This is a genomic window from Gemmatimonadota bacterium (assembly GCA_016712265.1).
GTDB lineage: Bacteria > Gemmatimonadota > Gemmatimonadetes > Gemmatimonadales > Gemmatimonadaceae > RBC101.
The window spans coordinates 46,487-70,020 of record JADJRJ010000028.1; the positions used below are offsets into that span (position 1 = coordinate 46,487).

The 23,534-nt window shown below is 67.6% G+C and carries 23 protein-coding genes and 3 pseudogenes; 15 read left to right on the top strand and 11 right to left on the bottom strand.

The genetic code is table 11. The annotated features are described in order from the left end of the window. Positions 1-5 precede the first annotated feature (5 nt). Positions 6-1,466 carry a PQQ-dependent sugar dehydrogenase gene (locus IPK85_07115; protein MBK8247147.1) on the bottom strand — a complete coding sequence of 487 codons (1,461 nt, stop codon included), beginning with the start codon at positions 1,464-1,466 and terminating at the stop codon, positions 6-8. Between the two features lie 149 nt (positions 1,467-1,615). Here IPK85_07115 and IPK85_07120 point away from each other — a divergent pair, with 149 nt between their 5' ends. The 7 genes and pseudogenes from IPK85_07120 to IPK85_07150 all read left to right on the top strand — a co-directional run bounded on the left by IPK85_07120 (position 1,616) and on the right by IPK85_07150 (position 10,135). Further along, entirely contained in the window at positions 1,616-4,036 is a 2,421-nt protein-coding gene (locus IPK85_07120) for a TonB-dependent receptor (protein ID MBK8247148.1), read from the top strand. Between the two features lie 36 nt (positions 4,037-4,072). Beyond that, positions 4,073-4,270: a hypothetical protein gene (locus IPK85_07125; GenBank protein ID MBK8247149.1), complete on the top strand. Its 198-nt coding sequence runs from the start codon at positions 4,073-4,075 to the stop codon at positions 4,268-4,270. Continuing rightward, complete coding sequence (locus IPK85_07130) at positions 4,267-4,482, top strand: hypothetical protein (GenBank protein MBK8247150.1); 216 nt, start codon at positions 4,267-4,269, stop codon at positions 4,480-4,482. Before IPK85_07125 ends, IPK85_07130 begins: the two co-directional genes overlap by 4 nt. A 25-nt stretch (positions 4,483-4,507) precedes the next feature. Then, positions 4,508-6,598: a DUF2723 domain-containing protein gene (locus tag IPK85_07135; protein ID MBK8247151.1), complete on the top strand. Its 2,091-nt coding sequence runs from the start codon at positions 4,508-4,510 to the stop codon at positions 6,596-6,598. Between the two features lie 585 nt (positions 6,599-7,183). Beyond that, positions 7,184-7,636 (top strand): annotated as a pseudogene (locus IPK85_07140) (lamin tail domain-containing protein). 690 nt (positions 7,637-8,326) lie between these two features. Further along, positions 8,327-8,767 (top strand): annotated as a pseudogene (locus IPK85_07145) (lamin tail domain-containing protein). A gap of 33 nt (positions 8,768-8,800) precedes the next feature. Further along, positions 8,801-10,135 carry a lamin tail domain-containing protein gene (locus IPK85_07150; protein MBK8247152.1) on the top strand — a complete coding sequence of 445 codons (1,335 nt, stop codon included), beginning with the start codon at positions 8,801-8,803 and terminating at the stop codon, positions 10,133-10,135. 44 nt (positions 10,136-10,179) lie between these two features. Here the strand turns inward: IPK85_07150 and IPK85_07155 are convergent, their stop codons facing one another. Further along, a complete protein-coding gene (locus IPK85_07155; protein MBK8247153.1) occupies positions 10,180-10,770 on the bottom strand; it encodes a hypothetical protein in 591 nt (196 codons plus the stop codon). A 181-nt stretch (positions 10,771-10,951) separates the two neighbouring features. On the opposite strand from IPK85_07155, the gene IPK85_07160 reads away from it, so the two are divergent. Then, complete coding sequence (locus IPK85_07160; GenBank protein ID MBK8247154.1) at positions 10,952-11,356, top strand: DoxX family protein; 405 nt, start codon at positions 10,952-10,954, stop codon at positions 11,354-11,356. Here IPK85_07160 and IPK85_07165 read toward each other — a convergent pair. Continuing rightward, positions 11,353-11,778, bottom strand: a complete 426-nt coding sequence (locus IPK85_07165) for a DoxX family protein (GenBank protein ID MBK8247155.1) — start codon at positions 11,776-11,778, stop codon at positions 11,353-11,355. The genes IPK85_07160 and IPK85_07165 overlap by 4 nt on opposite strands. Positions 11,779-11,949: 171 nt before the next feature. Next, on the bottom strand, positions 11,950-12,741 hold the full coding sequence (locus IPK85_07170) for an AraC family transcriptional regulator (GenBank protein MBK8247156.1): 792 nt from the start codon (positions 12,739-12,741) through the stop codon (positions 11,950-11,952). A gap of 100 nt (positions 12,742-12,841) precedes the next feature. On the opposite strand from IPK85_07170, the gene IPK85_07175 reads away from it, so the two are divergent. Both IPK85_07175 and IPK85_07180 read left to right on the top strand, forming a co-directional pair. After that, positions 12,842-13,435, top strand: a complete 594-nt coding sequence (locus IPK85_07175; protein MBK8247157.1) for a hypothetical protein — start codon at positions 12,842-12,844, stop codon at positions 13,433-13,435. Next, positions 13,432-13,770, top strand: coding sequence for a hypothetical protein (locus IPK85_07180; GenBank protein ID MBK8247158.1), 339 nt, complete (start codon positions 13,432-13,434; stop codon positions 13,768-13,770). Before IPK85_07175 ends, IPK85_07180 begins: the two co-directional genes overlap by 4 nt. Before the next feature lie 32 nt (positions 13,771-13,802). On the opposite strand, the pseudogene IPK85_07185 reads toward IPK85_07180, so the two are convergent. The 7 genes and pseudogenes from IPK85_07185 to IPK85_07215 form a co-directional block, all read right to left on the bottom strand. Beyond that, positions 13,803-14,422 (bottom strand): annotated as a pseudogene (locus IPK85_07185) (YdeI/OmpD-associated family protein). A gap of 39 nt (positions 14,423-14,461) precedes the next feature. Next, complete coding sequence (locus tag IPK85_07190; protein ID MBK8247159.1) at positions 14,462-15,118, bottom strand: hypothetical protein; 657 nt, start codon at positions 15,116-15,118, stop codon at positions 14,462-14,464. A gap of 35 nt (positions 15,119-15,153) precedes the next feature. Next, the gene (locus IPK85_07195; GenBank protein MBK8247160.1) at positions 15,154-15,738 is read right to left on the bottom strand and encodes a DinB family protein; all 585 of its coding nucleotides are present in this window, start codon (positions 15,736-15,738) and stop codon (positions 15,154-15,156) included. 42 nt (positions 15,739-15,780) lie between these two features. Then, on the bottom strand, positions 15,781-16,266 hold the full coding sequence (locus IPK85_07200; protein ID MBK8247161.1) for a nuclear transport factor 2 family protein: 486 nt from the start codon (positions 16,264-16,266) through the stop codon (positions 15,781-15,783). Positions 16,267-16,327: 61 nt separating this feature from the next. Further along, positions 16,328-17,065, bottom strand: a complete 738-nt coding sequence (locus IPK85_07205) for an FtsX-like permease family protein (GenBank protein ID MBK8247162.1) — start codon at positions 17,063-17,065, stop codon at positions 16,328-16,330. A gap of 66 nt (positions 17,066-17,131) precedes the next feature. Continuing rightward, on the bottom strand, positions 17,132-18,991 hold the full coding sequence (locus IPK85_07210; GenBank protein ID MBK8247163.1) for an ABC transporter permease: 1,860 nt from the start codon (positions 18,989-18,991) through the stop codon (positions 17,132-17,134). Further along, entirely contained in the window at positions 18,984-19,331 is a 348-nt protein-coding gene (locus IPK85_07215; protein MBK8247164.1) for a PadR family transcriptional regulator, read from the bottom strand. Before IPK85_07215 ends, IPK85_07210 begins: the two co-directional genes overlap by 8 nt. A 140-nt stretch (positions 19,332-19,471) precedes the next feature. Between IPK85_07215 and IPK85_07220 the strand changes: the two genes are divergently transcribed. The 5 genes from IPK85_07220 (at position 19,472) to IPK85_07240 (ending at position 23,448) form a co-directional block, all read left to right on the top strand. After that, on the top strand, positions 19,472-20,086 hold the full coding sequence (locus IPK85_07220; protein MBK8247165.1) for a bifunctional phosphoribosyl-AMP cyclohydrolase/phosphoribosyl-ATP diphosphatase HisIE: 615 nt from the start codon (positions 19,472-19,474) through the stop codon (positions 20,084-20,086). Positions 20,087-20,227: 141 nt separating this feature from the next. Further along, positions 20,228-21,070 (top strand): serine/threonine protein kinase, encoded by an 843-nt coding sequence (locus IPK85_07225; protein MBK8247166.1) that lies wholly within the window; start codon positions 20,228-20,230, stop codon positions 21,068-21,070. After that, positions 21,039-22,157 carry a hypothetical protein gene (locus IPK85_07230; GenBank protein MBK8247167.1) on the top strand — a complete coding sequence of 373 codons (1,119 nt, stop codon included), beginning with the start codon at positions 21,039-21,041 and terminating at the stop codon, positions 22,155-22,157. Before IPK85_07225 ends, IPK85_07230 begins: the two co-directional genes overlap by 32 nt. Before the next feature lie 138 nt (positions 22,158-22,295). After that, the gene (locus tag IPK85_07235) at positions 22,296-22,742 is read left to right on the top strand and encodes a hypothetical protein (protein MBK8247168.1); all 447 of its coding nucleotides are present in this window, start codon (positions 22,296-22,298) and stop codon (positions 22,740-22,742) included. Beyond that, positions 22,735-23,448 (top strand): zf-TFIIB domain-containing protein, encoded by a 714-nt coding sequence (locus IPK85_07240; GenBank protein ID MBK8247169.1) that lies wholly within the window; start codon positions 22,735-22,737, stop codon positions 23,446-23,448. The genes IPK85_07235 and IPK85_07240 overlap by 8 nt, the downstream gene beginning before the upstream one ends. The last annotated feature ends 86 nt before the right edge of the window (positions 23,449-23,534 follow it).

Sequence of the window (23,534 nt, forward strand, 5' to 3'; positions counted from 1 at the left end):
GGCAGTTAGCGCTCGATGACGCGGATGACTCCGTCGGCCTTGTTCAGCAGGAAGACCTGTCCGGCGGCGTTGCCGTCGAAGCGCAGGTCGGCGCGCGTCGCGACTGGCTTGCCCTGCGCGCGGTTCTTCTCCTGGATGATGGCCAGGAAGGTGCGCGGAGTGGCTGCGGCGTCGGTCTTGAACAACACGCGGCGGATCGCGTCCTGACCACCCGCGGGCAGTTCGTCGGCGCTCACATGGAACAGCTCCCCGCTAGGCATATCCCCGAACAGCAGGCGACCATTGAGCTGCGGGACACGATTGCTCCGATAGACGAGTGCCCCAACGGAGGCGGAGGAGTTGCTCGGCAGGAGGATCGGGTCGAGTTGCCCCCATTCGACGATCGGGTACGTGACCCCCGGATCGCTGCGCGGCGCCTCGGTACTGACGGCGCGCTGGCTCACGAAGCGATAGCTGCCCTCCCAGGTGTTCCACCCCAGGTTGGCGCCGGCCGTTACGGGACTCACTTCCTCCACGATGTTCTGCCCGATGTCGGACATGAACATCGCGCCGTTCCGCGCATCCCAGCCGAAGCGCTGCGCATTGCGCACGCCGTAGGCGTAGATCTCCGGGAGGGCGCCGGCGGTCGTGACGAAGGGGTTGGTCGACGGGACGCCATACTTGCCACCACGTGCGGTGCGGCCGAGTGGATCGATGCGGAAGATTTTCCCAAAGGCGGAGCCCAGGTTCTGGCCGACGGCGAGCGGGTCACCGCCACTGCCGCCATCTGCGATCCCGATGTAGAGGAGGCCAAAGTCGGCGCTGCCGGCGCGGGCGGTCGGGTTGAACGCTAGCGCGCCGCCATTGTGGTTGGCGAAAGGTTGCCGCAAGCGGATCAGTTCACGCGGGGCACCACCGTCATAGGTGTTGGCGCTGGCGGATGCGGTCGTCCACTCGAGCAGGACGGTGTCGTGCGTGGAGTTCGCATTCGACGTGGTGAAGTCGGCAGTGGACTGCTGGTTCGACACATCGGTATACGTATAGAACTTCCCGAAGCCCGGTGTACCGGCCTGCGCGAACTGCGGATGGAGCGTGAAGCTCTGCATGCCGCGCTCGCGACCCTGGGATTGCACGCCGATTCCCCACTTGGCGTCGCGGAGGTCGAGGTACGGCGTCACGGTGCGGCCATCGGCACTGAGCACGTACAAGACCCCCCGCATGTCGCTGACAAACAGGCGCGGTGTCGCTGGCTCCTCGACGAGGGTCATCGCGCGTGCGGCGACGCCGTCGATCTCAGGCAGCGACGCGAACTCGCGGAGCGTCACCACGATCACCCCCTCTGTGCTGACGATGGGCTGCGGGAACGGGTCGTTCGTCTGGCCGGCGGGGAGCGGATCCTGGGAACCGCGGCCCTGGGCCACTGCGAACGACGCGGACAAGAGCGTGAGGGCAGCGCAGGCTGCGGCGGGATATAGGCGTCGGGTCATGGGCTCCTCCTGCGACGGTTACGTCGGCGAGCCGGAAATAGTTGATCGTTGGGGAAACGAGCGGTCTGGCTCCCGGATGCAAGTACTCCAGGGATCACCGTCGGCGCCACACTGACGCGAACCGCCACACGCGGATAGCGTTCCAATCGATGAAACGCATCGGGATCGTCCTGTTGTTGCTGTGGCTTGCCCACGCGCCGAGCGTCCACGCGCAGGCCGCCGGCGGCGGCATCACCCTGTTCGGGAGGGTCCAGGGCGCGCAAGCGAAGGCACCCATCCCGTTCCTCACCCTCCAGCTCCGTACCGAGAAGGACAGTGTCTTCGTAGCTGGACGGCTGACGGACGAGACCGGTGCCTTCACCTTCGCCGGGCTCAAGAAGGGGGTCTACCTGCTGGAAGCCCGATTCATCGGGTACCAGCCGCTGCGCGAACGGGTCCTCGTGGGGGAGCTGAGCCCGTTCCTCGACCTCGGTGTGCTGCAGATGGTGGAGGTCACGCAGACCCTCGATCGTGTCGTGATTGCTTCGACCGTCGAGGGGGTGTCGGCGGCGATGGACCGGAAGACCTTTACTGTCGCGGACAACGTGAGCCAGGCTGGTGGCTCCGTCCTGCAGGCCATGGCGAACCTGCCCGGCGTGACGGTCGCCCAGGATGGGAAGGTGGAGCTTCGCGGGAGCGACAAGATCGCGATCCTGATTGACGGCAAGCAGACCGCGCTCACCGGGTTCGGCTCACAGAGTGGCCTCGAGAACCTGCCAGCCTCCGCCATCGACCACATTGAGATCATCAACAACCCGACCGCGCGCTTCGATGCCAATGCGAGCGCCGGCATCATCAACCTGGTGCTCAAGAAGCAGGACCAGGTCGGCGTGAGCGGCCGCGTCGGCTTTACCGGCGGCGCCGGGGCGCTGTGGGTAAAGCGGGAGAACCTCCCCGGCGTCCGGCCGCAGTACCAGGCGACGCCCAAGCTGAACCCATCGTTCGCCGTCAACCACCGGCGCGCAGGCACCAACACGTTCGTGCAGGGCGACTGGCTCTACGCCCCGACCCTGAACAAGAACGAGTTTTCGACGCGCACCTACGACGATGGCTCGGTGATCCAGCAGCAGGTCAAGCGCAACCGTCGCACCGACTATGCGACGATCCGGGCCGGGCTGGACCATGTCATCGACCGCCGGAACACCTTCAGCATCTCAGGACTGTTCAACCGGGAGAAGATCCTGGATTACGGTGACAACCCGTACTTTGCAGGTTCCCTCGACCAGCGCTACCGCCTGTGGCAGTTCAAGGAGGACGAGGTCAAGTACACCGCCTTTGGCACGGCAGTGCTCACCCATCGGTTCCCACAGCCGGGGCACACGCTCACCTACACGGGCACGTATTCATTCCACCGCGAGGACGAGCAGTACTTCTTCACCAACACCCTGCCCACCTTCACCGGAAAGGACGCCTTCAAGCTGCTGTCCGACGAACACGTGGTGGACGCCAATGTCGATTACGTCCGGCCCCTCCGGCAGGGACGCGTCGAGGCCGGCTTCAAGGGGAGACACCGCTCGATTCCCGTCGACATGCAGTTCTTTCCCGGGACCAACTCGCCACTCGACGTTGGGGCGGGTGGCTGGGCGACCTATCGCGAGCTGATCCCCGCGGTGTATGGGAACTACGTGTTCGAAAGCCAGCGGGTGGAGCTTGAGGGCGGGCTACGTCTCGAGACCGTGCACGTCGACTACGACGTGAACCCGACCCACAACACCTACAAGAGTGATGGCTACCAGTACCTCCAGCCGTTCCCCAACGTGCGGGCGGCCTGGAAGTTCGACGACAACAACAAGGTCTCGCTGTTCGTCAACCGGCGCGTGGACCGGCCGAACGAGGTCGACATCCGCATCTTCCCCAAGTACGACGAGCCGGAGTTGATCAAGGTCGGCAACCCCGGCCTGCAACCGCAGTTCACCACGTCGGCCGAGGTCGGGTACAAGACCAACTGGTCGCAGGGCAGCGTGTACGCCGCGGCGTATCATCGGGTGGTCGAGTCCACGATCACGCGGATCGCGACGCAGGCGCCGGGGAGCGTCCTCCTGTACAACGTCTTCCAGAATGCCGGCCGCAGCTGGGCCACAGGGTCAGAGGTCGTCTGGCAGCAGACGGTCTCGCCGCGCGTTTCGCTCGGCGTCAACGCGAACATCTATAAGAACACGGTCGCCGCGTTTTCTGGGGTCAACCGGTATCCGGTGCCCACGCCGTACGTGGCCGAACGACAGGAACTGACATCGGGCAACCTGAAGGTGAATGCGGCGCTCCGGCTCCCGCGGGACTGGGATGGCCAGGTATCGAGTGTCTATCTCGCGCCGGACCTCCTGCCGCAGGGGCGGATCGGGAGTCGCTACTCGCTTGATCTCGGAATCAAGAAGGGGATCCAGCGCGGCAAGGGAGAGATCGTGGCCAATGCCACGGACCTGCTGAACACCATGCAGGTCCGGCGGACCATCCGGGGATCCACCTTTGACCTCGTGAGCACAGATTACCTGGAGACGCAGGTGATTCGCGTCGGCTACAATTGGAAGTTCTAGTGTGAGAAGTCGGCTAGCCGTTTCCGAGCCCTGTCCATGACCCTTCGTCGCATTGTCGCCCTCGCCAGCGTCCTCGGCATCGCATCCGTGGCCCGAGCCCAAGGGGCGCCACCCTTCGCGGCGCGTCCGCTCCCGACGCTCGGCGTGACGTCCTTCACCTACCAATCCCCCTCGAAGGGGGTGACGTACGACGTCTCGGTGTGGGTGCAACGTCTTCCGGATCGCTCGAGATGAGCGACCCGATGCTGGAAGGAGTGGGACACATCGTCAGCGGGCACATCCGGTTTGGGGCCGCGCTGACCTCACGGAAGTACCCGGGGCTCAAGCTGGCGAGCCACATGCTCGAAGGGCTCGGCCATGGGGATGCGGCGGGGACGGCCCTGGTGCGCGGGATGCGATTCCTGTACGGGACCGGGGCCGCCGACAACTACGAACTCAAGAAGTAGGGGGCAGGCGATCGTGTCCGGAGAGGTGGCACGCGCCGACGCTGACGGGTCGCTTGGCCGAAACGATCGACGGGCCGCGTGGATGGTCGTCGTCGTCGCGCTCGCGGTCTACTGGCGAACGGCGTATCCGACGATCGCCTGGTGGGATTCGAGCAACTACTCCCACGCGGCCGCAACACTCGGCGTCACCGGGTCACCCGGGTCGCTGCTCCTGACGCTGATTGGCTACCCTTTCGCGCGACTCCCGCTCGGGCTGCCGCCGGCCTACACCCACAATCTGCTGGCAGGGGCGCTCGCTGCGCTGACCGTCGGGCTGGTGTTTGTGGCTGCCCGGCGCGTCGTGATCGCCACTGCCACAGGATCGGGGTCCGCGTCCAGGCCGACCACGGCAGGGGCCGCGTTAGGCGCGCTGGGGGTGGCCTTTGCCGCGACCCAGTGGGAACACGCCATCAAGTTCACCCCCTACATCCTGACGGTGCTGTTCACCGGGCTGATCCTCTACGCGATGCTGCGCTGGTGGGAGGCCGCGGAGCACCCGGACGGATGGCGCTGGCTCCTGGTGATGGGGCTGCTCTTTGGACTGGACCTGAGTGTGCACCGTACGAACGCGCTGCTCCTCCCCTCGGCGCTCGCCTGGATTCTCATTAGGAAGCCGTCGACGCTGGCCCGCGGACGTTCGTGGCTCGCCGGAACGGCGGGGCTCGTGGCCGGGCTCGCGGTGCACCTCCTGGTCATCCCGATGGCGCGTTACACCTCGTCCTCGCTCAACATGTACGAGCCGACGACGTGGCGCGCCTTCTGGGATTACCTGAGCCTGGAGAGTCGGGGCGGGGGCTTCCTGATTAAGCTGTGGCCGAGGAATGCTGACCTGTTCCGCGTGCAGGTGGCAGACTTCGTGAAGGTGTTCGGCGAGAACCTCGCGCACAGCGCGTCGGCCCTGGGCGTCTTGGGGTGGCTACCGCTCGTGGCGGCGATCACCGGATGGGTGGTGTTGCGCGCACGGGCCCAGCGCCTGGCCGGTGCTCTTGCCGCGGTGATCGGGCTGCATGCGGTCATGACGATCGCGTACTTCAACATCCCGGCCAACTACTTTCGCCCGTTGGATCGACACTACCTGCCGGTGATCGTGATCGTGGGGGTGCTGGTTGCGGTGGGCACGGGGTGGGCGGGTGGGTTGGCGGCGACGCGTTGGCGCGAGGGTCAACGGCTGGTCGCCACCGGTGCTGCGGGATTGATCGGCCTGGTGCCGCTCGTGCAGTTGGGGTCGCAGTGGACCGCACACGATGCCTCGCAGCGCTACTTCACGCGGGACTTTGCGGCGAACGCCCTGGAGGGGTTGCCGCCGAACGCCATCTATTTCACGGTCGGGGACAACGACACCTTCCCACTCTGGTACCTGCAGGAAGTGGAGGGGGTGCGTCCCGACGTGTCGGTCGTCAACCTGAGCCTGCTCAACACGCCGTGGTATGTCGCGCAGCACCAGCGGCGCGATCCAGAGTTTCCGGTGTCGCGAGTGTCCGTGCTCACCGACACCACGGCGGTGGACTCGGTGGTGACCGTGCCGATCACCCAGGATGCGTCGCACTTTGCGTTGCCGGCAGGGAGCGTCCTGCCGAGCACGTTCATCGGCAGGCCGAGGCCCACCTATGGGACCGACTTCTCCGCCGCTGATCGCGCGCTGGTGGATATGGTGCGCACCAACGTGTGGCGACGTCCGCTCACCTTTGCGGTGACCGGTACGGAGGGCGTGCTCTCCTGGTTGGCGCGGAACGCGCGGCTAGAGGGGCTGCATTGGCGCATCGTGCCGGTGGATACGCCGGCGATCAACGCCGAGGCACTGCGTAAGCGGTTGCTCGAGGCGTATCGCTATCGCGGGTATGCCGATTCGTCGGTGGTCATGGACCCGGTCTCGCGCAACATCGCGCAGCTGTACACTGGTAGCGTCATGGCGATGTTGCAGGCGTACCGGCGGGATGGAGCGATCGATGCGTGTCGCGAGGCACGTGCGGCCTATGTGCGCATGATGCCGCCGGCCCGCACGGAGATGCCGGCGGAGGGTCGCGCCGCCCTCGCGGCTGCGTGTGAGGAACCAGGCGCGGCCCACCCACAGCCGTGACTCGAGCGTGACCCAATAGGGCGCGGACAGTGACACTGCGCCAACAAGCTGGGATTCACGGCGACGCGCCCGTGTCGCTCGCGGCTGACTCCTGCTCCCACGTCCGTGTCCCCATCCCTCCGCCGCGCGCTCGCGGCCAGTTTCAGCGCGCTCGTCGTCGGCTGTTCCAACGACCTGACCTCGCCCCGCGGGGAAGCGCCGCTGCCGCTTCCCGCGATTCTCGATGGCGCGCGCGGTGGCACGCCGGAGTTCTTCTGGCTCTCGCCAACGGTGGGATCTCCTCCGTCGTTCTCCGGTGCCTTTGACGGTGGCGCCCTGACCAGCCTGACCGTCGAGGTGTGTGCCCTGAATGAGGCAGCGACGGGGTGTGCCGGCCCAGTGCTCGAACGTTTCACGAGCACGTCTGTGCCGGTAGCGAGTCGACTCCGCGTGGATCCGGTCAACGAATTCTACGAGGCCAGATGGAATACCAACCGAACCGGGGCGCGAGCCGGCCAACGGTACCGCGTGCGCGGACTGCGGGGTTCGGTCGACCTGGGACACGTCGATGTTCGTTTCGTGCGCCTTCCCGCCGATCGCGCCCGGATCGACTCATCGAAGTTCACGCCGGCCGTGCAGGGCGAGGTGTTCGCCGTGCGATTCCGACTGGAACAGCCGACGGTCGCCAATCGCGTTCGCATCAACGAGGTCGAGTCGAATCAGGGCATACCGGGCGACTGGGTGGAGCTCTTCAACAGTGCGCCGGCCCCAATTGACCTCAGCGGTCACGTGTTTCGTGACAACGACGACACGCGCGGCTACGTGATTCCCGCGGGGACGCTGATTCCCGCGCAGGGCATGCTGGTGCTGGACGAGGCGCAGTTTGGCTTTGGACTTGGCAGCGGAGACCAGGCGCGGCTCTTCGCGCCGGACGGCACGACCTTGCTGGATAGCTACACCTGGACGGCGCACGCCAGCACCACGTACGGTCGCTGCCCGGATGGCACGGGCGCCTTCGCGACCACCAGTCTGGTCACGCGCGGCGCGCCCAATGACTGCCAGCCGCTCGCGTCGATCAACGAGGTCGAGTCGAGCGGCGGGACACCGGGTGATTGGATCGAGATCTATAATCCGAATGCCACGGCGCTTGTGCTCGACGGCCACGTGCTCCGGGATAGCGACAACGCCAGCACCTACACGCTGCCCGCGAACACCACCCTGGCGCCGGGCGCCTTCCTCGTGGTCGATGAGTCGAGCCTTGGCTTTGGCCTCGACGCTAGTGACGCGGTGCGCTTGTACCGACCGGGCGGGACGCTCCTGGTCGACAGCTTCACGTGGACGACCGAGCCGCCGCACACCTATGGCCGCTGCCCGGATGGAGCGGGTGCCCTCGTCGCGACCGCTGCCCCGACGCGCGGCGCCGCGAACGCCTGCATCACGGTGTCGATGGACATTCGCATCAATGAAGTCGAGTCCAACGGTGGCTCGCCGGGCGACTGGGTGGAGCTCACGAACATCGGGACCGCGCCGGTGGACCTCTCCGGGTACGTCTTCAAGGACAACGATGATACGCACAGCTACACGATCCCGGCCGGGACGACGATTGCCCCGGGCGCGCTGCTGATCCTGGATGAACTGAACGGCACGGTGGGTCAGTTCGACTTCGGGCTGGGGTCGAGTGACCAGGCGCGGCTGTTTGGCCCAGGTGGCGCGACCCTGGTGGACAGCTACACCTGGACGGCCCATGCCGTGACGACCTACGCCCGTTGCCCGGACGGTACCGGGGCGTTCGTCACCGCCACCAGCTCAACGCGTGGGACCGCGAACGACTGCGCCATTGCGGTGCGCATCAACGAAGTCGAGTCAAGTGGCGGCGTGCCGGGTGACTGGGCGGAGTTGTACAACGCGGGACCCAACGCCGTCGACTTGTCCGGCTATCTCTTCCGCGACAATGCGGCGGCCGGGTACGTCATTCCGGCAGGCACGACCCTCGCCCCGGGAGGCTACCTCGTCCTCGAGGAGGCGCAGTTCGGCTTTGGGCTCGGTAGCGCCGACGAGGCCCGATTGTTCGCCCCCAACGGGACGACGCTCATTGACTCGTACGCCTGGACGGCGCATGCCGCGACGAGCTACGGCCGTTGCCCCAACGGGACCGGTCCGTTTACCACCACCGGCGCGCCCACGAAAGGCACGCTGAACAACTGCGGCAGCCTCGCGCTCACCGTGAAGATCAACGAGGTCGAGTCCAGCGGTGGTGTCCCGGGTGACTGGGTCGAGTTCTACAACACGGGGACGGTCGCCGCGGACATCTCCGGGTACATCTTCCAGGACAACGGGACCAGCCCCTACACCTTGCCGGTGGGGTCCGTGGTGCCGGCCGGCGGCTTCCTCGTGCTCGATGAGGCGCAGTTCGGCTTTGGACTCGGCAGCGGGGACGACGCGCGCCTCTTCGCGCCGGACGGCACCACGCTCCTCGATTCCTACACGTGGACGACGCACGCGGCCTCGACCTATGGCCGCTGCCCCGACGGGACCGGTGCCTTTACCACCACGGGCAGCGCCACGAAGGGTGCGGCGAACGCCTGTCCACCTCCCGTCACGTTTGACCCGTGGCCGGGCAGTGCGAGCATCACCGACGCCGACGGGGGTGGCAGCTTCTTTGGCGGCAACATGAGTGGGCTGTCGTATGAGTCGTCCGGGTCGGCCGCACCGGGCGTTCTCTGGGCATCGCGCAATGGGCCGGGCGCCCTCTTCCGCCTCGTCTGGAACGGGACGACGTGGGTGACGGATACGCAGGATGGTTGGAGCTCAGGCAAGCTCCTGCGGTATACGGATGGGCTGGGTGACGTGGACGCCGAGGGAGTCGCTCGCGTTGGCAGTTCGATCTATGTCGCTTCGGAGCGCAACAACGGCAACAATGGCGTCAGTCGCAACTCGATCCTCCTGTACGATGTATCGGGCACCGCGACGACCCTCACTGCCGTGCGGGAGTGGGACCTGACGGCGAGCCTGCCATCCAACACGGCGAACACTGGTCTCGAGGGGATCACCTTCGTGCCGGATGGTTACCTGGTTGCCCAGGGACTCCGCGATGAGGCCACGAACCAGCCGTACAATCCTGCGACGTACGCCAACCACAACGGCGGGCTGTTCCTCGTTGGGGTCGAGGCGACCGGCACGATCTACGCGTTTGCCCTCGACCACGCCGCGGGCACCTTCACCCGGGTCGCCACGATCGCGAGTGGATTCGCCGCCGTGATGGAGTTGTCGTTCGACGCCGAGCTGGAGCAGCTCTGGGCAGTGTGTGACAACACCTGCTCGGGTCGCATGACGGTCCTCGAAGTGGACGGCAACACGAGCTCGGCCACCTTCGGCAAGTTTGTCGTAACGCGACGCTTTGACCGCCCGACCGGGATGCCGGACATCAACAACGAGGGATTTGTGGTGGGGACGCAGTCGGAGTGCGTGGGCGGGGTGAAGCCGGCCTACTGGTCGGACGACTCCCAGACGGGTGGGGTGTCACTGCGCCGCGGAACGGTGAGCTGCACGCCATTCTAGCGCGGTGACCCGAGGGGCCGCGCCGGAAAGGCGCGGCCCGAGGGCTACGGCATTCGGTCGACCAGACCAAGCCAGGCGCAGGCCGCATCCAGCCTCCACTCTCCCCGACCGCTCCCGAGTACCGCGATCAGCTGGGTGTTGCCCAGGACGTCTCGCGAACAGACGTTCACACTGCGAACGACCACCGCCACGGCGTCAGGGAGCAGCGCCACACTGCCGAGCACCACACGGGCAGTGGTTCGCGGGTCAGGGGGCATCCCTCCCTGCACGCTCAGGTACTCCTCGTGCCGGGCCTGGGCCCAGCGTATCAGGAACTCGCTTGGGCTGAGTGCGACGGCCTCCTCAAGGGTCGAGATTCCTGCGAGCTCGTGAAAGGTGGGGGGCCCAGGAGGGGCAAGCTGCAGGAACCCGACGAGCTCGTCAGGGAAACCAGCAGGCACCTCCCACTCGTGCATCCACGACTGGCGCTTCTCCTCGAGGAATCTCTGTCTCAGCTCCTCGAGTGAGTCGCGATCCGTGAGGTCTACGAGAAGCGACCACTGCTGCTGTTCGTACGCTGCCAGGGCCGCTGCGACCACCGCTTCGGCCCCGGGCACACGGTCCCCAATTTCCGGGAGCTGGTCGGCCTCAGGCATGGCGTGGCAGTAACGGTGACATGCGGCTTCGGATGAGACGTGCAGGCGCAAGGTACTTGCCCGCCACTCCCACTGCGAACGACCGAAGGGCCCCTACGGACCCTTCGTCCCACACCCCTGCGCGATCTGGCCGCGGCAGTGCGACGATGCCCTCAGCCGGCGCCATCTCGCACCTTCCCGCATGACTCCAGCATCACGCCCACGTAGCCTCCTCTTCCTTCGCGTCGCGGTCGCGGCCCTGCTCGCCGCCCATGGATGGGCGCGTCTCCTGTCCGGCGGCGTGGCCCCCTTTGGGGAGTGGCTCACCTCGCGCGGGCTCCCCGCCGGCGCGATGATCGCCCACGGCATCACCTGGTTCGAGATTCTCGGCACCCTGCTGCTGGCCGCCGGGCGAGGAGTGCCGCTCCTCAGCGTGGCGTTCGCCGGGATCTACGCCACGGGGATCGTGATGGTACACGCACCCGAGGGATGGTTCGTGGTTGGCCTGGGGCGCAATGGCGTTGAGTACAGCGTGTTGCTGCTGGTGTGCCTGGGATACCTTGGCTGGGAACACCGCGTGCGCACCAACACTCCACACGACGCCTAGGTCGCCGAGCGATCAGCGGGGCGCAGTAAATAGTTAGATTGGTCCGCGTCGTCCGCTGCGACCACGAGCAGCATCACGAGCAGCGCCACGCTGTACTCGCTTCCACCGGTGCCATGCTCGCCCACCCACCAGCCGAGACTGGCGTGGATGAGCACGATCCCCGTGGCCCCGATGACAAAGAGCGCGGCGGCGCCCCATCGCACGCCGCGGCGGGTGATCATGGCGAGCCCCGCGGTGAGTTCGGTGGCGGTGACAAGCCAGACGACCGCGGCCGGAAACGGCAGCCCGCGCGTATCCAGGAAGGCGGCAAACTGCGGGATGGTCCCCTTCACGATGCGGGTGACAGCGTGCGCCATGAACAGCGCTGCCGTTGTCACGCGGAGCAGGTCGAGGGCGAGGCGGATGGAGACGGTCGGTGGCATTCGGGACGCGGCGTGGCTCGAAGGACGCCGGCATGAATGCCGTGTGGCTCGAGCCGCGGCAAATCGCCGGGGACGAGTGGAGCCGACGACGGGACTAACGCCGTGCGGACGCGCGCGAGCGACGGCGACCGCGGGGTCTCGCCGGTCGAGAGTGTGCGCGCCCCGGGGTCATCACCCGCGGCGCAGCGCCGTAAAGAGCCGCGTGAACTCGGGCATCCGCGCGAGCAACTCAGCTGGTGCGCCGCCACCCAACTCGACAAAGTCCCGCACCAGGTGTGCCTGGTCAAAGTATCCGCAGCTCACCGCAACCCGGGCCCACTCGCCGGGCGTGTCGCGCCAGGTCGCCAGGACCCGGTGAAAGCGTCGCATCCGCGCGAGCAGCTTGGGGTTGATCCCGACCTCCACCTGGAACCGACGCTGCAGCTGGCGCAGCGTGGTCGAGAGCTCGGCCGCGACTTCGGCCATCGGGACCGCGCCATGGCTCTCCTCGATCCGCGCGATGGCCCGGGCCACGAGGGGGCTCGGGGATCGACCGTTCGCGACGAGGTGTGAAAGGGCGTCAGCGAGGGCGGTGCGCACCGACGGGATGTGCAGGTCGTCGCCCGGAACACCAGGCAGGATGTCCGTGACGTCACGCCAGCGGTCGGTGATCGAGGACATCGGGCGGTGCAACAGGCTCGCCCCTGCCGGGGTGAATCGGGCGGCGACGAGGGCGACCGTCCCCGTGGGAGCGACGACGAATGGGCGCGTGACCTGGCCGACGAGCATCACCATCGGCTGCCGCACTACTGCGCCGTCCGGGGAATGCGCCTCGAACAGATCGCCGACGTTGATGATCAGCTCGGGGCTCCCATCGGGGAGCGCGGGCTCCGGCGCACCGCTGCCGGCGGGCGCCTCAAGCGTCCAGAAGCACCGCACCCAGGGTGCGAGCGGTTGTGGCGGCGGGTACTCCGAGTACTCCATCAACTCCCCGGTATGGATGCGACGCCGGGAATGTCGCTTTCTTCCAATTGGGTGGAAGGGGACCCTGCCATCTTTCCCCTTCCCCTCATCCCAATCCCGTATGCGCCGTGCTGTTGCTGCTCTCACCGTCCTCATGGTCTCAACGGTCCTGGGGGCGCAAGCGCGACCGGCCCTCACCGGGACGTGGAGCTACCAGCAAGGAGCAGCGCCCGCCGCCTTGCCGGCCGCACCGAGCGGCGTGCTCGGCGCACGCTTCGGCTTGCAGGTGGACGGGAGTGCGGTGATCGTGAAGCGTGTAGTGCGGGAGCGCACGGTGGTGACCCGGTTGTCGCTCGACGCCACGCGCGCGACAACCCGCATGCCCGGTCGCCTCTGCGAAGGCGAATCGCAGCTCCATGAGACAGCCGCATGGGAGGGCGACGCCCTCGCCTTTGTGGTGGTGGGGCAGACGCCCGCCGGCGGCGGGGAACCCCGCACGACCAGCACGCGTCGCCTCCTCCGGCTCGAAGGCCCGGACCGCCTCGTGGTTGAGGGGACGATGATGCAGGGCGGCCAGCCGAAGCAGGTCGGCTCCGTCTACGTTCGCTCCAACGATCCCATGCCGGCGGAGGAGGTGGCGTCGAGCGGGCGGCTGCCACGATCGACAAGCTCTCGTGGCTCGGGACGACCTGGGTGGGGACCACGGGGCAGGTGACCACGGAGGAACGTTGGACGCCGGCCGCCTCGGGCGGGATGATGGCCGTTGCCCGCACCCTGCGTGGGACGGCACTCGCGAGCTTCGAGTTCCTGTGCATCGTGGAGCGCGCCGGGACCCTGGTGTACGTGGCGATGCCGGAGGGGCGCAGCACACCGACCTTCTTCACCCTCACCGGGATCACCGACGGCAGAGCCGTCTTCGAGAATCCGGCGCACGACTACCCGAAGATGATCCGGTACACGCGGTCGTCCGATGGCATGACCCTGGAGACCATGATTGGCGGGACGAATGGCGCGCGGCCGCAAACGGTGTCCCTCAAGCGAGTGCCGTGACGGGCGACAGCGCCGGGTGATGGCGGAATAACCTAACGCTCTAGTGCGCCCTTGCCGGCGATGATCTTCTCCCGGAACCCGGCGATACGACTCACCCGGGTCTCCGACTTCTTCGCCCCGTTGAGGTTAATCACGTAGCTCCGCTGGCGCCCGGGGGTCAGGGCGTAAAATGCCTCGGCGAGTTCGGTGTCCGAGGCCAGCGCCTCGGCCAGTTCCTCGGGCAGGTCGATGGTGCGGTCGTCCTTTGGCGGCTTGATGCCGGCCTCTGCGTACCCCATCGCCTCCTTGAGGTAGGCACGAATGGTGCGCTCCATCGCCGCCACGCCGGCGTTATCGGTGAAGCGAAGCATGTCGGGGTACCGGGTGTTCGGTCCCTGCTTCTCCAGCACGCCATCCGGGTCCTTCATCAGCGCCGCATTGAAGAAGCTGAGTCGGTAGTCGCCGCGGAGGGCGCCGATGATCGCGATGTTGCGACCGTGGTGCGTGTAGCAGGGATGCGCCCACTTGACCGTCTCGACGAGCTGCAGGTCGAGGCACAGCCGTCGCAGCGCCTTCAGTCCCCGATCCACTGGCGGGTGGAGCAATCCGGAGTGGCGAATCGCTCACAGCGGCCACATCCCAGCGAAAAGAAGTCCTCGATGTCCGTGATCATGTTGCGCTCCAGAATAGTCGGGAATCGCGCTCGCCGCTGCTATCTCTTTCCGGCTCGCCGCCGGGAGGTCGTCAAGGCCCCGGTGTGCACGAGGAGGGCCTCCCCGATCGCCTCGATCCCCGTGCGATAGGCCTGGATCACCCGCGCGATGCCCTGCCCGGTGGCTGACGTGTAGGGTTCGCTGACACGATGCGCCAGGATCGTGCCGCCGAGCACCAGGACCACATCCGCCCAGCGAAGGTTCGTCATGGCGTCCGCCTTGCGGTGCTTGTCATCGCCGGGAACGATCCGCAGCTCAATGTCGGACGGCCAGAGGCGCCGCAGCTCCTGGTGCAGTCGCGGAGCTCCGCCGACAATGACGACGCGACGGATGCCAGCGCCCCGGCATGCATGCGCAGCGTCCGTCACGGCGCGCGCATTGGGCGAGCCGTGACACTGGTCGCATTCCAGCTTGTGGCCGACCGGCACGACGATCCGGGGGCCATGGTCGATCTCCAGGCATCGCGTGCAGCGACGGACGAGCGACCGGGTCAGCACCTCCCGGCAGCGCTCGCGCTTGGACGCGACGATCCCGGTCTTGCGCGGCGTGGTGAGTCCGGCCGCGACGAGTACGTCGACCGCCGCACGCTGGGCTTCGGGATGCGAGTAGCCGAGTTCAGTGAGCAGGGCCGCGCGATCGAGCACTACGTCGGACATGCGGGCTCCTGAACGTGAGGCACGGGAGGAGGAAACTACTTCCCGGAAGCGGCGGGTGGTCTGGTGCGGGCGGACGCAGCGGGGAAACGGACCCCCGCTTGGTCGCCAAGGGCGCGCCGGATCTGGTCGACGTGCCCGAGTTCGTGGTCTGCGATGCGCAGGGCGTAGCTGTAGACGGTGGCCTCGCGTCCAGCGGTCGTTCCTGTAAATGTGGCCCCGCGCGCCCAGTCACGAGCGCCTAACGTACGGAGTGTCTTGAGGAGGGATGCGCGGTCGCTGGTAAAGGCGCGGAGCGAATCCGGGAAGGTCTGCTCAAGGAAGTCCGTCTTCCGGATCCAGCCCCTCGGCGACACATACCGAATGGTCGGATCTGTCTCCGCGAGCATCCGGTGGATGCTGCGTCCCCACACGTCGGCACAGGCACGCAAGTGGGCCACAACATCACGGGCCGACCAGGCGTCCGGGCCGGGAGGACGGTGGAGCAGGGCGTCGGGGCGGCCACGCGCGAGTCGCGCGATGGCCTTTGGCGTCGCGGCCAGCGCCGCGAGCACCGATTCGACGTCGGTCGATCCGGTGGTCCGCGCCTCGCCGCGCGAGGTCGTTGTCTTTCCGGGAGCCATTGCCTTCCTCCCAATGCGTCGGTGATCCGCGGTGAAGCGCGGTTATCGAGGAAGTGCGTTCCACGCCGATTCGGTCACGGCGTCCAGCTGTCGCTCCATGAGGATCACCCAGCGCCCCTGGCGCTTCACGAGCAAGGTCTCCAACTGCCGATAGCTTGGCGTGGCGGTCCCGGCCTTGTCGAACACCGTGTACTTGAACACGCCGGTCTCGAACGCCGTCTCGGCGTAGTCCTGTCGCTTGGAGAACCGAAACTCGACCGTGGCCCGGTTGCCCTTCGCCTTCTCCTCCACCATTCCCTTGCCCCATCCATCGAGCGCCGCGCTGATCGACTGTGTGCCGTTGCCAGAGACAAGGACCGCATCCGTGTGATACACACGCCCCATGGCGACGATGTCGCGATTGACCACCGAGGCGGCCACCGGCTTCCAGACGTCAGCGTCGATTGCGGCACTCGTCGGTTGCGCGGCGCGAGGCGGGACGGTGGTTGCGATGAGGCCGAGGAAGAGGGCCAAGGTCAGGTGAGACATGCGGGCGCTCGCGGTGGAAGGGGAAGGGAGAAGGCGAGTCAGGAATCTACGCGCAGGAGCGTTAGCTGCTGCGTAGGGCCTGCACCGGATCAAGTCGAGCCGCCCGCCACGCCGGGATCGCGCTTGCCGCCGCGGTCACCACCAGCAGCAGGAGCCCGACCACGGTGTACGTGCCAACGTCCGTGGGTTGCGTGTCATACAGGATGGACCGCAACGCCCCGGCCACCCCCAGCGACAAGGCACCACCAATCACGACGCCAAGAATGCCAAGCCGCAGCCCGCTGGACATCACCTGCCGCACGACCTGGGACGGGGCCGCGCCTAACGCCATCGTGACCCCGATCTCCCGCGTGCGCTGGCTCACGGAGTAGGCCACGATGCCGTAGAGCCCAACCGCCACGAGCACCAGCGCGGCCACGGCGAAGATGCCGAACACCATCGCCGTGAGCCGCGGCTCGGCGGCCTGCTGCCTCACCAGGACCTCCATCGGCTGCAGCTCTGTGATCGGCAAGGTGCCGTCCATGGCTTGAAGTTCGCGGCGCATCGCCGCCCCCACGAGGGACGCATCGCCATCGGTCGTGACCGTGAACCACATCGACTTCCAGGGGAACTGCGCCTGCGTGAAGTACATCGTCGGACGCGGTAACGAATCCAGAGTCAGGTGCCGGGTCGCCCCGACCACGCCGATCACCGTCATGAAGGCGCCGTTCCCCAGCGAAAGACGCTTGCCCACGGGATCTTCGCCGGGCCATGCCTCGTTGGCGAGCAGGTCGTTCACCATCACGACGCGATCCGCCACGACGTTCGGGTCCTCGGGAAAGCGATCCTCCCCCGCTGAACACTCGACCCCGCAGGAGCGGGATCTTCATCGTCGTGAAGTACCCCGAGGTGACAACGCGCCAGGAACCGCTCCGGTAGGACTCTTGCTTGCCGTCGCACGCTCAGCGGGGGCGTAGTCCATGGCGGTGTTCCCGCCACTGAACGGCACGAGGTTGGTTGCACCGGCGGCACGCACGCCCGGGAGTCCCGCGAGTCGTCGCGTCGCTTCCTCCACGTAGAGAATCGCACGCTCCTCGTCGTACGCAGAATCGGGGAGTGTCACGTTCGCCACCACCACCCGCGATGGGGCGAATCCGGGATCCACCGACATCAACCGACGGAACGAGGTCCCCACCAGCCCCGCACCGATCAGGAGCATGGTGGCGAAGGCCACCGACATCACGATGAGCGCCTGTCGCGAGCGCCCGGCATCGGCCACACGGGTCCCGCTGCGCAGCAAGTCGTGGATGCGATCGCCAGTTGGCGCACCCCGCAGCAACCGCGCCGCGGGGGCGAGCCCGAAGAGCAGGCCGGTGCCGACACAGATGGGAATGGCGACGGCGAGGACCCGCCAGTCGATCACCAGCCCGGCGAGACGCGGAATGGCCTCCGATCCGGTCGCGCGAATGACCGGCACGAGGGCCGCGGCGAGCGCGATGCCACCGGCAGCACCAATCACGGAAAGCAACAACGATTCGGTGAGCAGCTGGCGCACCATCCGCCAACGGCCGGCGCCGAGCGCGGCGCGCACGGCCATCTCACGCTCGCGAGTCGCGGCCCGGGCGAGGAGCAGGTTGGCCACGTTCACGCAGGCCATCCCCAGCAGCAGCGCCACGGTCGACAGCAGCACGAGCATGCGGGCGTTGAGCTGTGGCGAGACATACCACTCCCGGAACGGACGCACCGCGGAGGACCAGCCTGCGTTCTCCTGGTATTCGGTGGCCAGCTGGCCGGCTACGCCCTCGAGGTCCTGCCGCGCCTGCTCGATGGTGACGCCGGGCTTGAGGCGCGCCACTCCCTCGTTGCGGTGATCGCCACGGGGGTACTCCGGAATCGGAACGAGCGGCAACCAGACGTCCGTTCGGCCGGGGAAGTCGAACCCCGCGGGCATGACACCGACGATGCGGTGCGATCGCCCGTCCAGGTCAATCGAACGCCCCAACACGCCGGCATCCCCGCTGAACTGACGTTGCCACAGGCCGTGCGAGATCACCGCGACGCGCACGTCGCCGCCGCGTCGGTCTTCCTCGGGCAGGAAGGTCCTGCCTAACGCGGCCGCTACCCCGAGGGTGGGGAACACGGTGTGGGTGGCCACGGCCCCCCGCACCCCTTCCGGGCCGGCCGGGGTGCGCATCGCCATGCGCCGTCCCTCGAAGATGGCGGCCGACGAGAACGAGGACGCCCGCGCCTGCCAGTCGAGGAAGTTCGACTCCGAGATCGCAAACTCCTGCCCCGACGGGTTGCGCTCGCTGATGAGGAGGAGCCGATCGGCGTCCGGGAACGGGAGGGGACGCAACATGACCGCATGGGCGATCGCGTAGATGATCGTCGCGGCGCCGAGGCCAACGGCCAGGGTCGAGATCGCCACGAAGGCAAAGCGCGGCGCGTTCGCCAACTGGCGCCACCCCTGCCGCAGGTCCTGCGAAAGCTCGGCCCGCCACTCGAACCGGCGGCGCTGGACGTCCCGGGCCTCACCCTCCGCGACGCACTCCGCCGCCACCCGTTCGACACTTCCGAACCGGGCCCGGGCCTGCGCCCGCGCCTCCGCAGGCGCCACCCCCTGGGCCACGAGGTCGCGCTCGAGCATCTCCATGTGGTAGGCCATCTCCGAGGCGACCTCATCCTCGACCGCCGGCTTCCAGAGGCGGGCGCGCAACTCGCGGGCGAACCTGCCGAGTTCAGGCATGGGTCGGCTCCTGGGTCGGGAGAAGGACCTTGGCCACCGCTGCCGCAAAGCGTTGCCACTGAAGGGTTTCCACGCTGAGCCGAGCCCGTCCGTCGTCCGTCAGGCGGTAGACCTTCACCTTGCGCTTGGTGTCGGACAGTCCCCATTCCGCCTCGATCAGCCCGCGTCGCTCGAGGCGATACAGCGCCGGGTAGAGCGACCCCTCTTCAATAAGAAGGGCGTCGTCCGTGGTGCTCGCGATCCACCGGGCGATGGCGTAGCCATGGCGAGGCCCCCAGGCGAGGGTCTTGAGCACGATCGTGTCGAGGGTGCCGTGGAGGAGTTCGGAGGATTCGGCCATGGAGGCGTGATCTCGGGGGGAGGTGATACCCAGACTATCAATGCCTACGTAGTCTAATGCTGCCGGTTTCGCGCCGCGTCGCTGGCAGGTCGTTACCATGCGGGAGGACCGCAGCCCAAGCCCCTAATCGCGCCCGCACCATGGAGTTACTCTCGCTCTCCTCCCTCGACTTCTCCCGCGGCGATGGCTTCGTCACCGTCATCGCGCAGGACCATCGCACCGGGGCCGTCCTGATGGTGGCCTGGGCGGACCGGGAGGCGATGGAACGCACCATCGCCACGGGGGAGATGCACTACCACTCCCGCACCCGGGGCCTGTGGCACAAGGGCGGGACCAGTGGGAATGTCCAGAAGGTCGTGAGCCTGACCCCGGACTGCGACGGCGACGCCGTCCTCGCCCGGGTGATTCCCGCCGGGCCCGCGTGCCACAACGGGACCACGTCCTGCTTTGGCGAACCCGGTCGGGCGGGCGACTTCGTCGGGGTGCTCCAACAGACGATTGCCGAACGGTTGGGCGCCATCGGCCGTGGGGAACTCGCGACGAGTTACACCCAGAAACTCCTGTCGGACCGGAACCTCCGGCTCAAGAAGCTGGGAGAAGAGGCCTCCGAGCTGGCGGTGGCGTGTGCCGACGAAGACACGGCGCGGGCCGTCGAGGAAGGGGCGGACGTGGTCTATCATACGATGGTCGCCCTGGCCGCCCTCGGCGTGACCTGGGATGACGTCCGGTCCGCGCTGCACGCCCGTCACAGCTGAACGGGTCGATTCCAGCGGGAATCCTCCCCCGGCGTGGACGGGCGAGCGGCACCGTCAGCTGATGTGGCGTCACGTTAGCCTGTGCGTCTTTGCAGGGTAGGCGTCGGGGTGCCCGGCGCCCGAGCACGGACGCCGCGACGCATGACGCCCAAACCACCCGCCACAGACACGCTCTTCCTCGATTTCCAGGAGGGAGTCGCTGGTCGGTACTCCATCGACCGCGAGCTGGGTCGTGGCGGGATGGGTGTCGTCTACCTGGCGCGTGAGGTCCACCTGGATCGGTTGGTGGCGATCAAGCTCCTGCCGCCGACCCTGGCTGCGCGACCGGAGCTGCGCGAGCGATTCCTGCGCGAAGCGCGACTGGCGGCCAAGCTCACGCATCCGCACATCGTCCCCATCCATGCGGTGGAGGAATCTGGGGCGTTCGTCTTCTACGTTATGGCGTACGTGGACGGCGAAACGCTGGCGGACCGTGTGGATCGGCGCGGGCCGCTCCCGGCCACCGAGGCGGCGCGCGTGCTCCGCGAAGTCGCCTGGGCGCTGGCCTTTGCCCACGCCCAGGGATTTGTCCATCGCGACATCAAGCCTGACAACATCCTGTTGGAGTCGTCGACCGGACGCGCGCTGGTGACGGACTTCGGGATTGCCGCCGCGATTGGTGATGCCCTCGAGGATCGCATCGTCGGCACGCCGGAGTTCATGAGCCCCGAGCAGGTGCTCGGCCAGGCGCTCGATGCCCGGAGTGACCTGTACGCGTTAGGCGCGACGGCATTCTACGCCTTGTCTGGTCGGCTCCCGTTCGAGGGAGAGACGCCCACCGAGGTGATGGCGCGGCAGGTCAGCGAGACGGCGCCGGCCATTGCGTCGACGGGGGTTAGCGTGCCACGGAAGCTGGCCGCGCTGGTGGATCGGTGCCAGCCAGGACCCTGCCCATCGTCCGGCGACCGCGCAGGTGCTGGGGGAGCAGCTCAACGCCGCCCATGAGCAGCGGCGTGAGTTGCCGGTCGCCCTGCGCGCCTTTGTGCGACGTCACTCGCGCCTGGATGGCGGTGGGACGCTGTTCACCGGACTGGGACTCCTGATTGCTTCGTCGGTCGTGTCAACAAATGCTGGCGCTACGTGGGGCGGTGCCACATTCCTGTACGGTGCGATCACCCTGCCGGCCATCTACTTCATCACGGCAGCGCGTCGGCTGGCCGAACTCGGCTTCGCACATCAGGATCTCGCCCCGGCGTTCGCATCCGAGATGGAACGCGCCCGCGAAGAGCTGCAGGTGGCGCACGCGCACTCTCGCCCGACCATCGTCGAGCGACTCCTGGGCGGCGCCGCCTACCTGTCGGCGCTGGTGGTGGCCGCGACGGCCCCGATCGTGCTCCTTGGTGACTACTGGGTGTTGAAGGACTTCTTCGGTCCCATGGCCATGGGAGTCGCCACCGGCATCCTGACGGGGGCCGGATGGCTCTCGCTGCTCCAGCGCCGTCGCGACCTGGACACCACCTTCTGGTCGACGCTGTGGACCGGACCCATCGGGCGCGGCTTGTTTGCGATCGCGCGTCGCACCCTCGGCAGGGTAACGTCCGCGAGCGCCGTCACGCACCGCGCCACCGAACTCTCGCTGGGCCTGGCCGCCGCCGAGTTGTTCGAGGGGCTTCCGCGTGCCACCCGTGCGACGCTGGGAGATGTTCCCGATGTGTTGCGTCGCTTGCAGCAGGACGCCAGCGTCCTCCGGCAGAAACACGATGACGTCGCCGCCGCGCTTGACGCGGCGGGACAGGATGCCACGGACGAGCGGTACGCACCTGTACGCGCCACGCGGGATGAGCTCAGCGCGCGGCTCAAGGATGCAGTCAGTGCCATGGAGACCATTCGCCTGCAGCTCCTGCGACTCCATGCCGGCGCCGTTAGCCCGCACAGTGTGACGACACACATCGGGCTCGCGCGCGACGTGTCCGACCAGGTGGCGCGCCTCATCGCGGCGCAGGACGAGGTGGAGCAGTCACTCGCCGGGCGTCGCCCCATCCCCCCCGGGCGCCGCGTGGAACTCGCCGCGACCCCAACCAGCCCCTGGTAGGACGCGGCAGTCGCCCGCTGTCACGCGGGCGGGTCCCCTCGTGCCTGACGGCGGCTCCCCCGATCGCCCGCGCCAAGGCGCGGTGCCGATAACCGATGGGGGGCGATAGGATTCAAGGACGCAACCGAGGGAGAATCCATGTCCGGGCGCAGGTTCGGTGGCATCGCATTGCTCGTGATCGCCGGCTTCATGTTGCTGGGTTTCCTGCGCGTCGGGGCTGGCCTGGCTTCGCCCACGGCGCTGTTCGCCGTCTTGCTGACCGCGGTCCTCCCCGCGGTCGTGGGCTTCAACCTGCTGCGTGGCACGCGCACCTCGCGCGAGCGCATCGACCAGTTGCGGGACCAGACCATCGAGTCCGAGCTGCAACGCCTCGCCCGGCAGCACAACGGTCGCTTGACCGTGAACGACGTGGTCGTCGCGCTCGCCCTGCCCGCGGCGCAGGTGCAGGAGCGGCTCGACGCGATGGTGCGACGCGAGGCCGCCGATATCGACTTCACCGAGGACGGCGTGATCTACTACACCATCCACGTCGGGCAGCTGCCAGCGACTCCGTCCGACGCGCCGCGACGGCTCACCGATGGCTGATGTGCCGGTGGTGTCAGCGACACCTCGTCGCCCCGTGGAGGCGCGCTTTCCTTGTCCGGTCTGCCTTGGCGTGCAGATGGAGAAGGTACAGCTCAATGGGCGTAGCGGCGGGCTCACGCTCGATCACTGCCCGCGGTGTGGCGGTGTCTGGTTCGAGCGCGGTGAAGTGCAGCAGCTCACGCGGCACCTCCCCGCCGAGCTGTGGCGGCTCATTCCGCCGCGACGATCTGCGCCAAAGCCACCGTGCCACGGATGTCACACCCCGCTCGACCGCGACGCGCCGCGGTGCGAGGTGTGTGGCCGCAAGAACGAGCTGGCCTGTCCGGTGTGCGACCAGACGCTCGCGCGACGGCAGCATGGACGCCTGACGCTCGACGTGTGCGCGAGCTGCCGTGGCGTGTGGTTTGACCACGCCGAGTTGCGGAGTGTGTGGTCGCTGTCGGCGGAGCTCAGCGTGCCCCGCGGGAGTGTGGCCGGGGCCGTCGCCGGGGATGTGTTGTTGCACACACTCTTTTGGGCACCTGATGCGGTGATCTACACCGCTGGTGCCGCGGCGCATGGGTTGGGCAGCCTGGCCGGGGCGGCGGCGAACATCGGCCCGGAAGGGGCCGCTGAGGCGGCGATGGGTGCGGTCGATGCGGTGGGTGGCGCGGCCGAGGGGGTATTCGCGACGATCATGGAGATCATTGGCTCGCTGTTCGAGTGAACAGCGAGGGGTCGATGCTCAAGTAGGCAGTGAGGGATCGCTGCTCCTTACACAACGAGCGATCGCGTGCGAGTAACGAGCGAGGC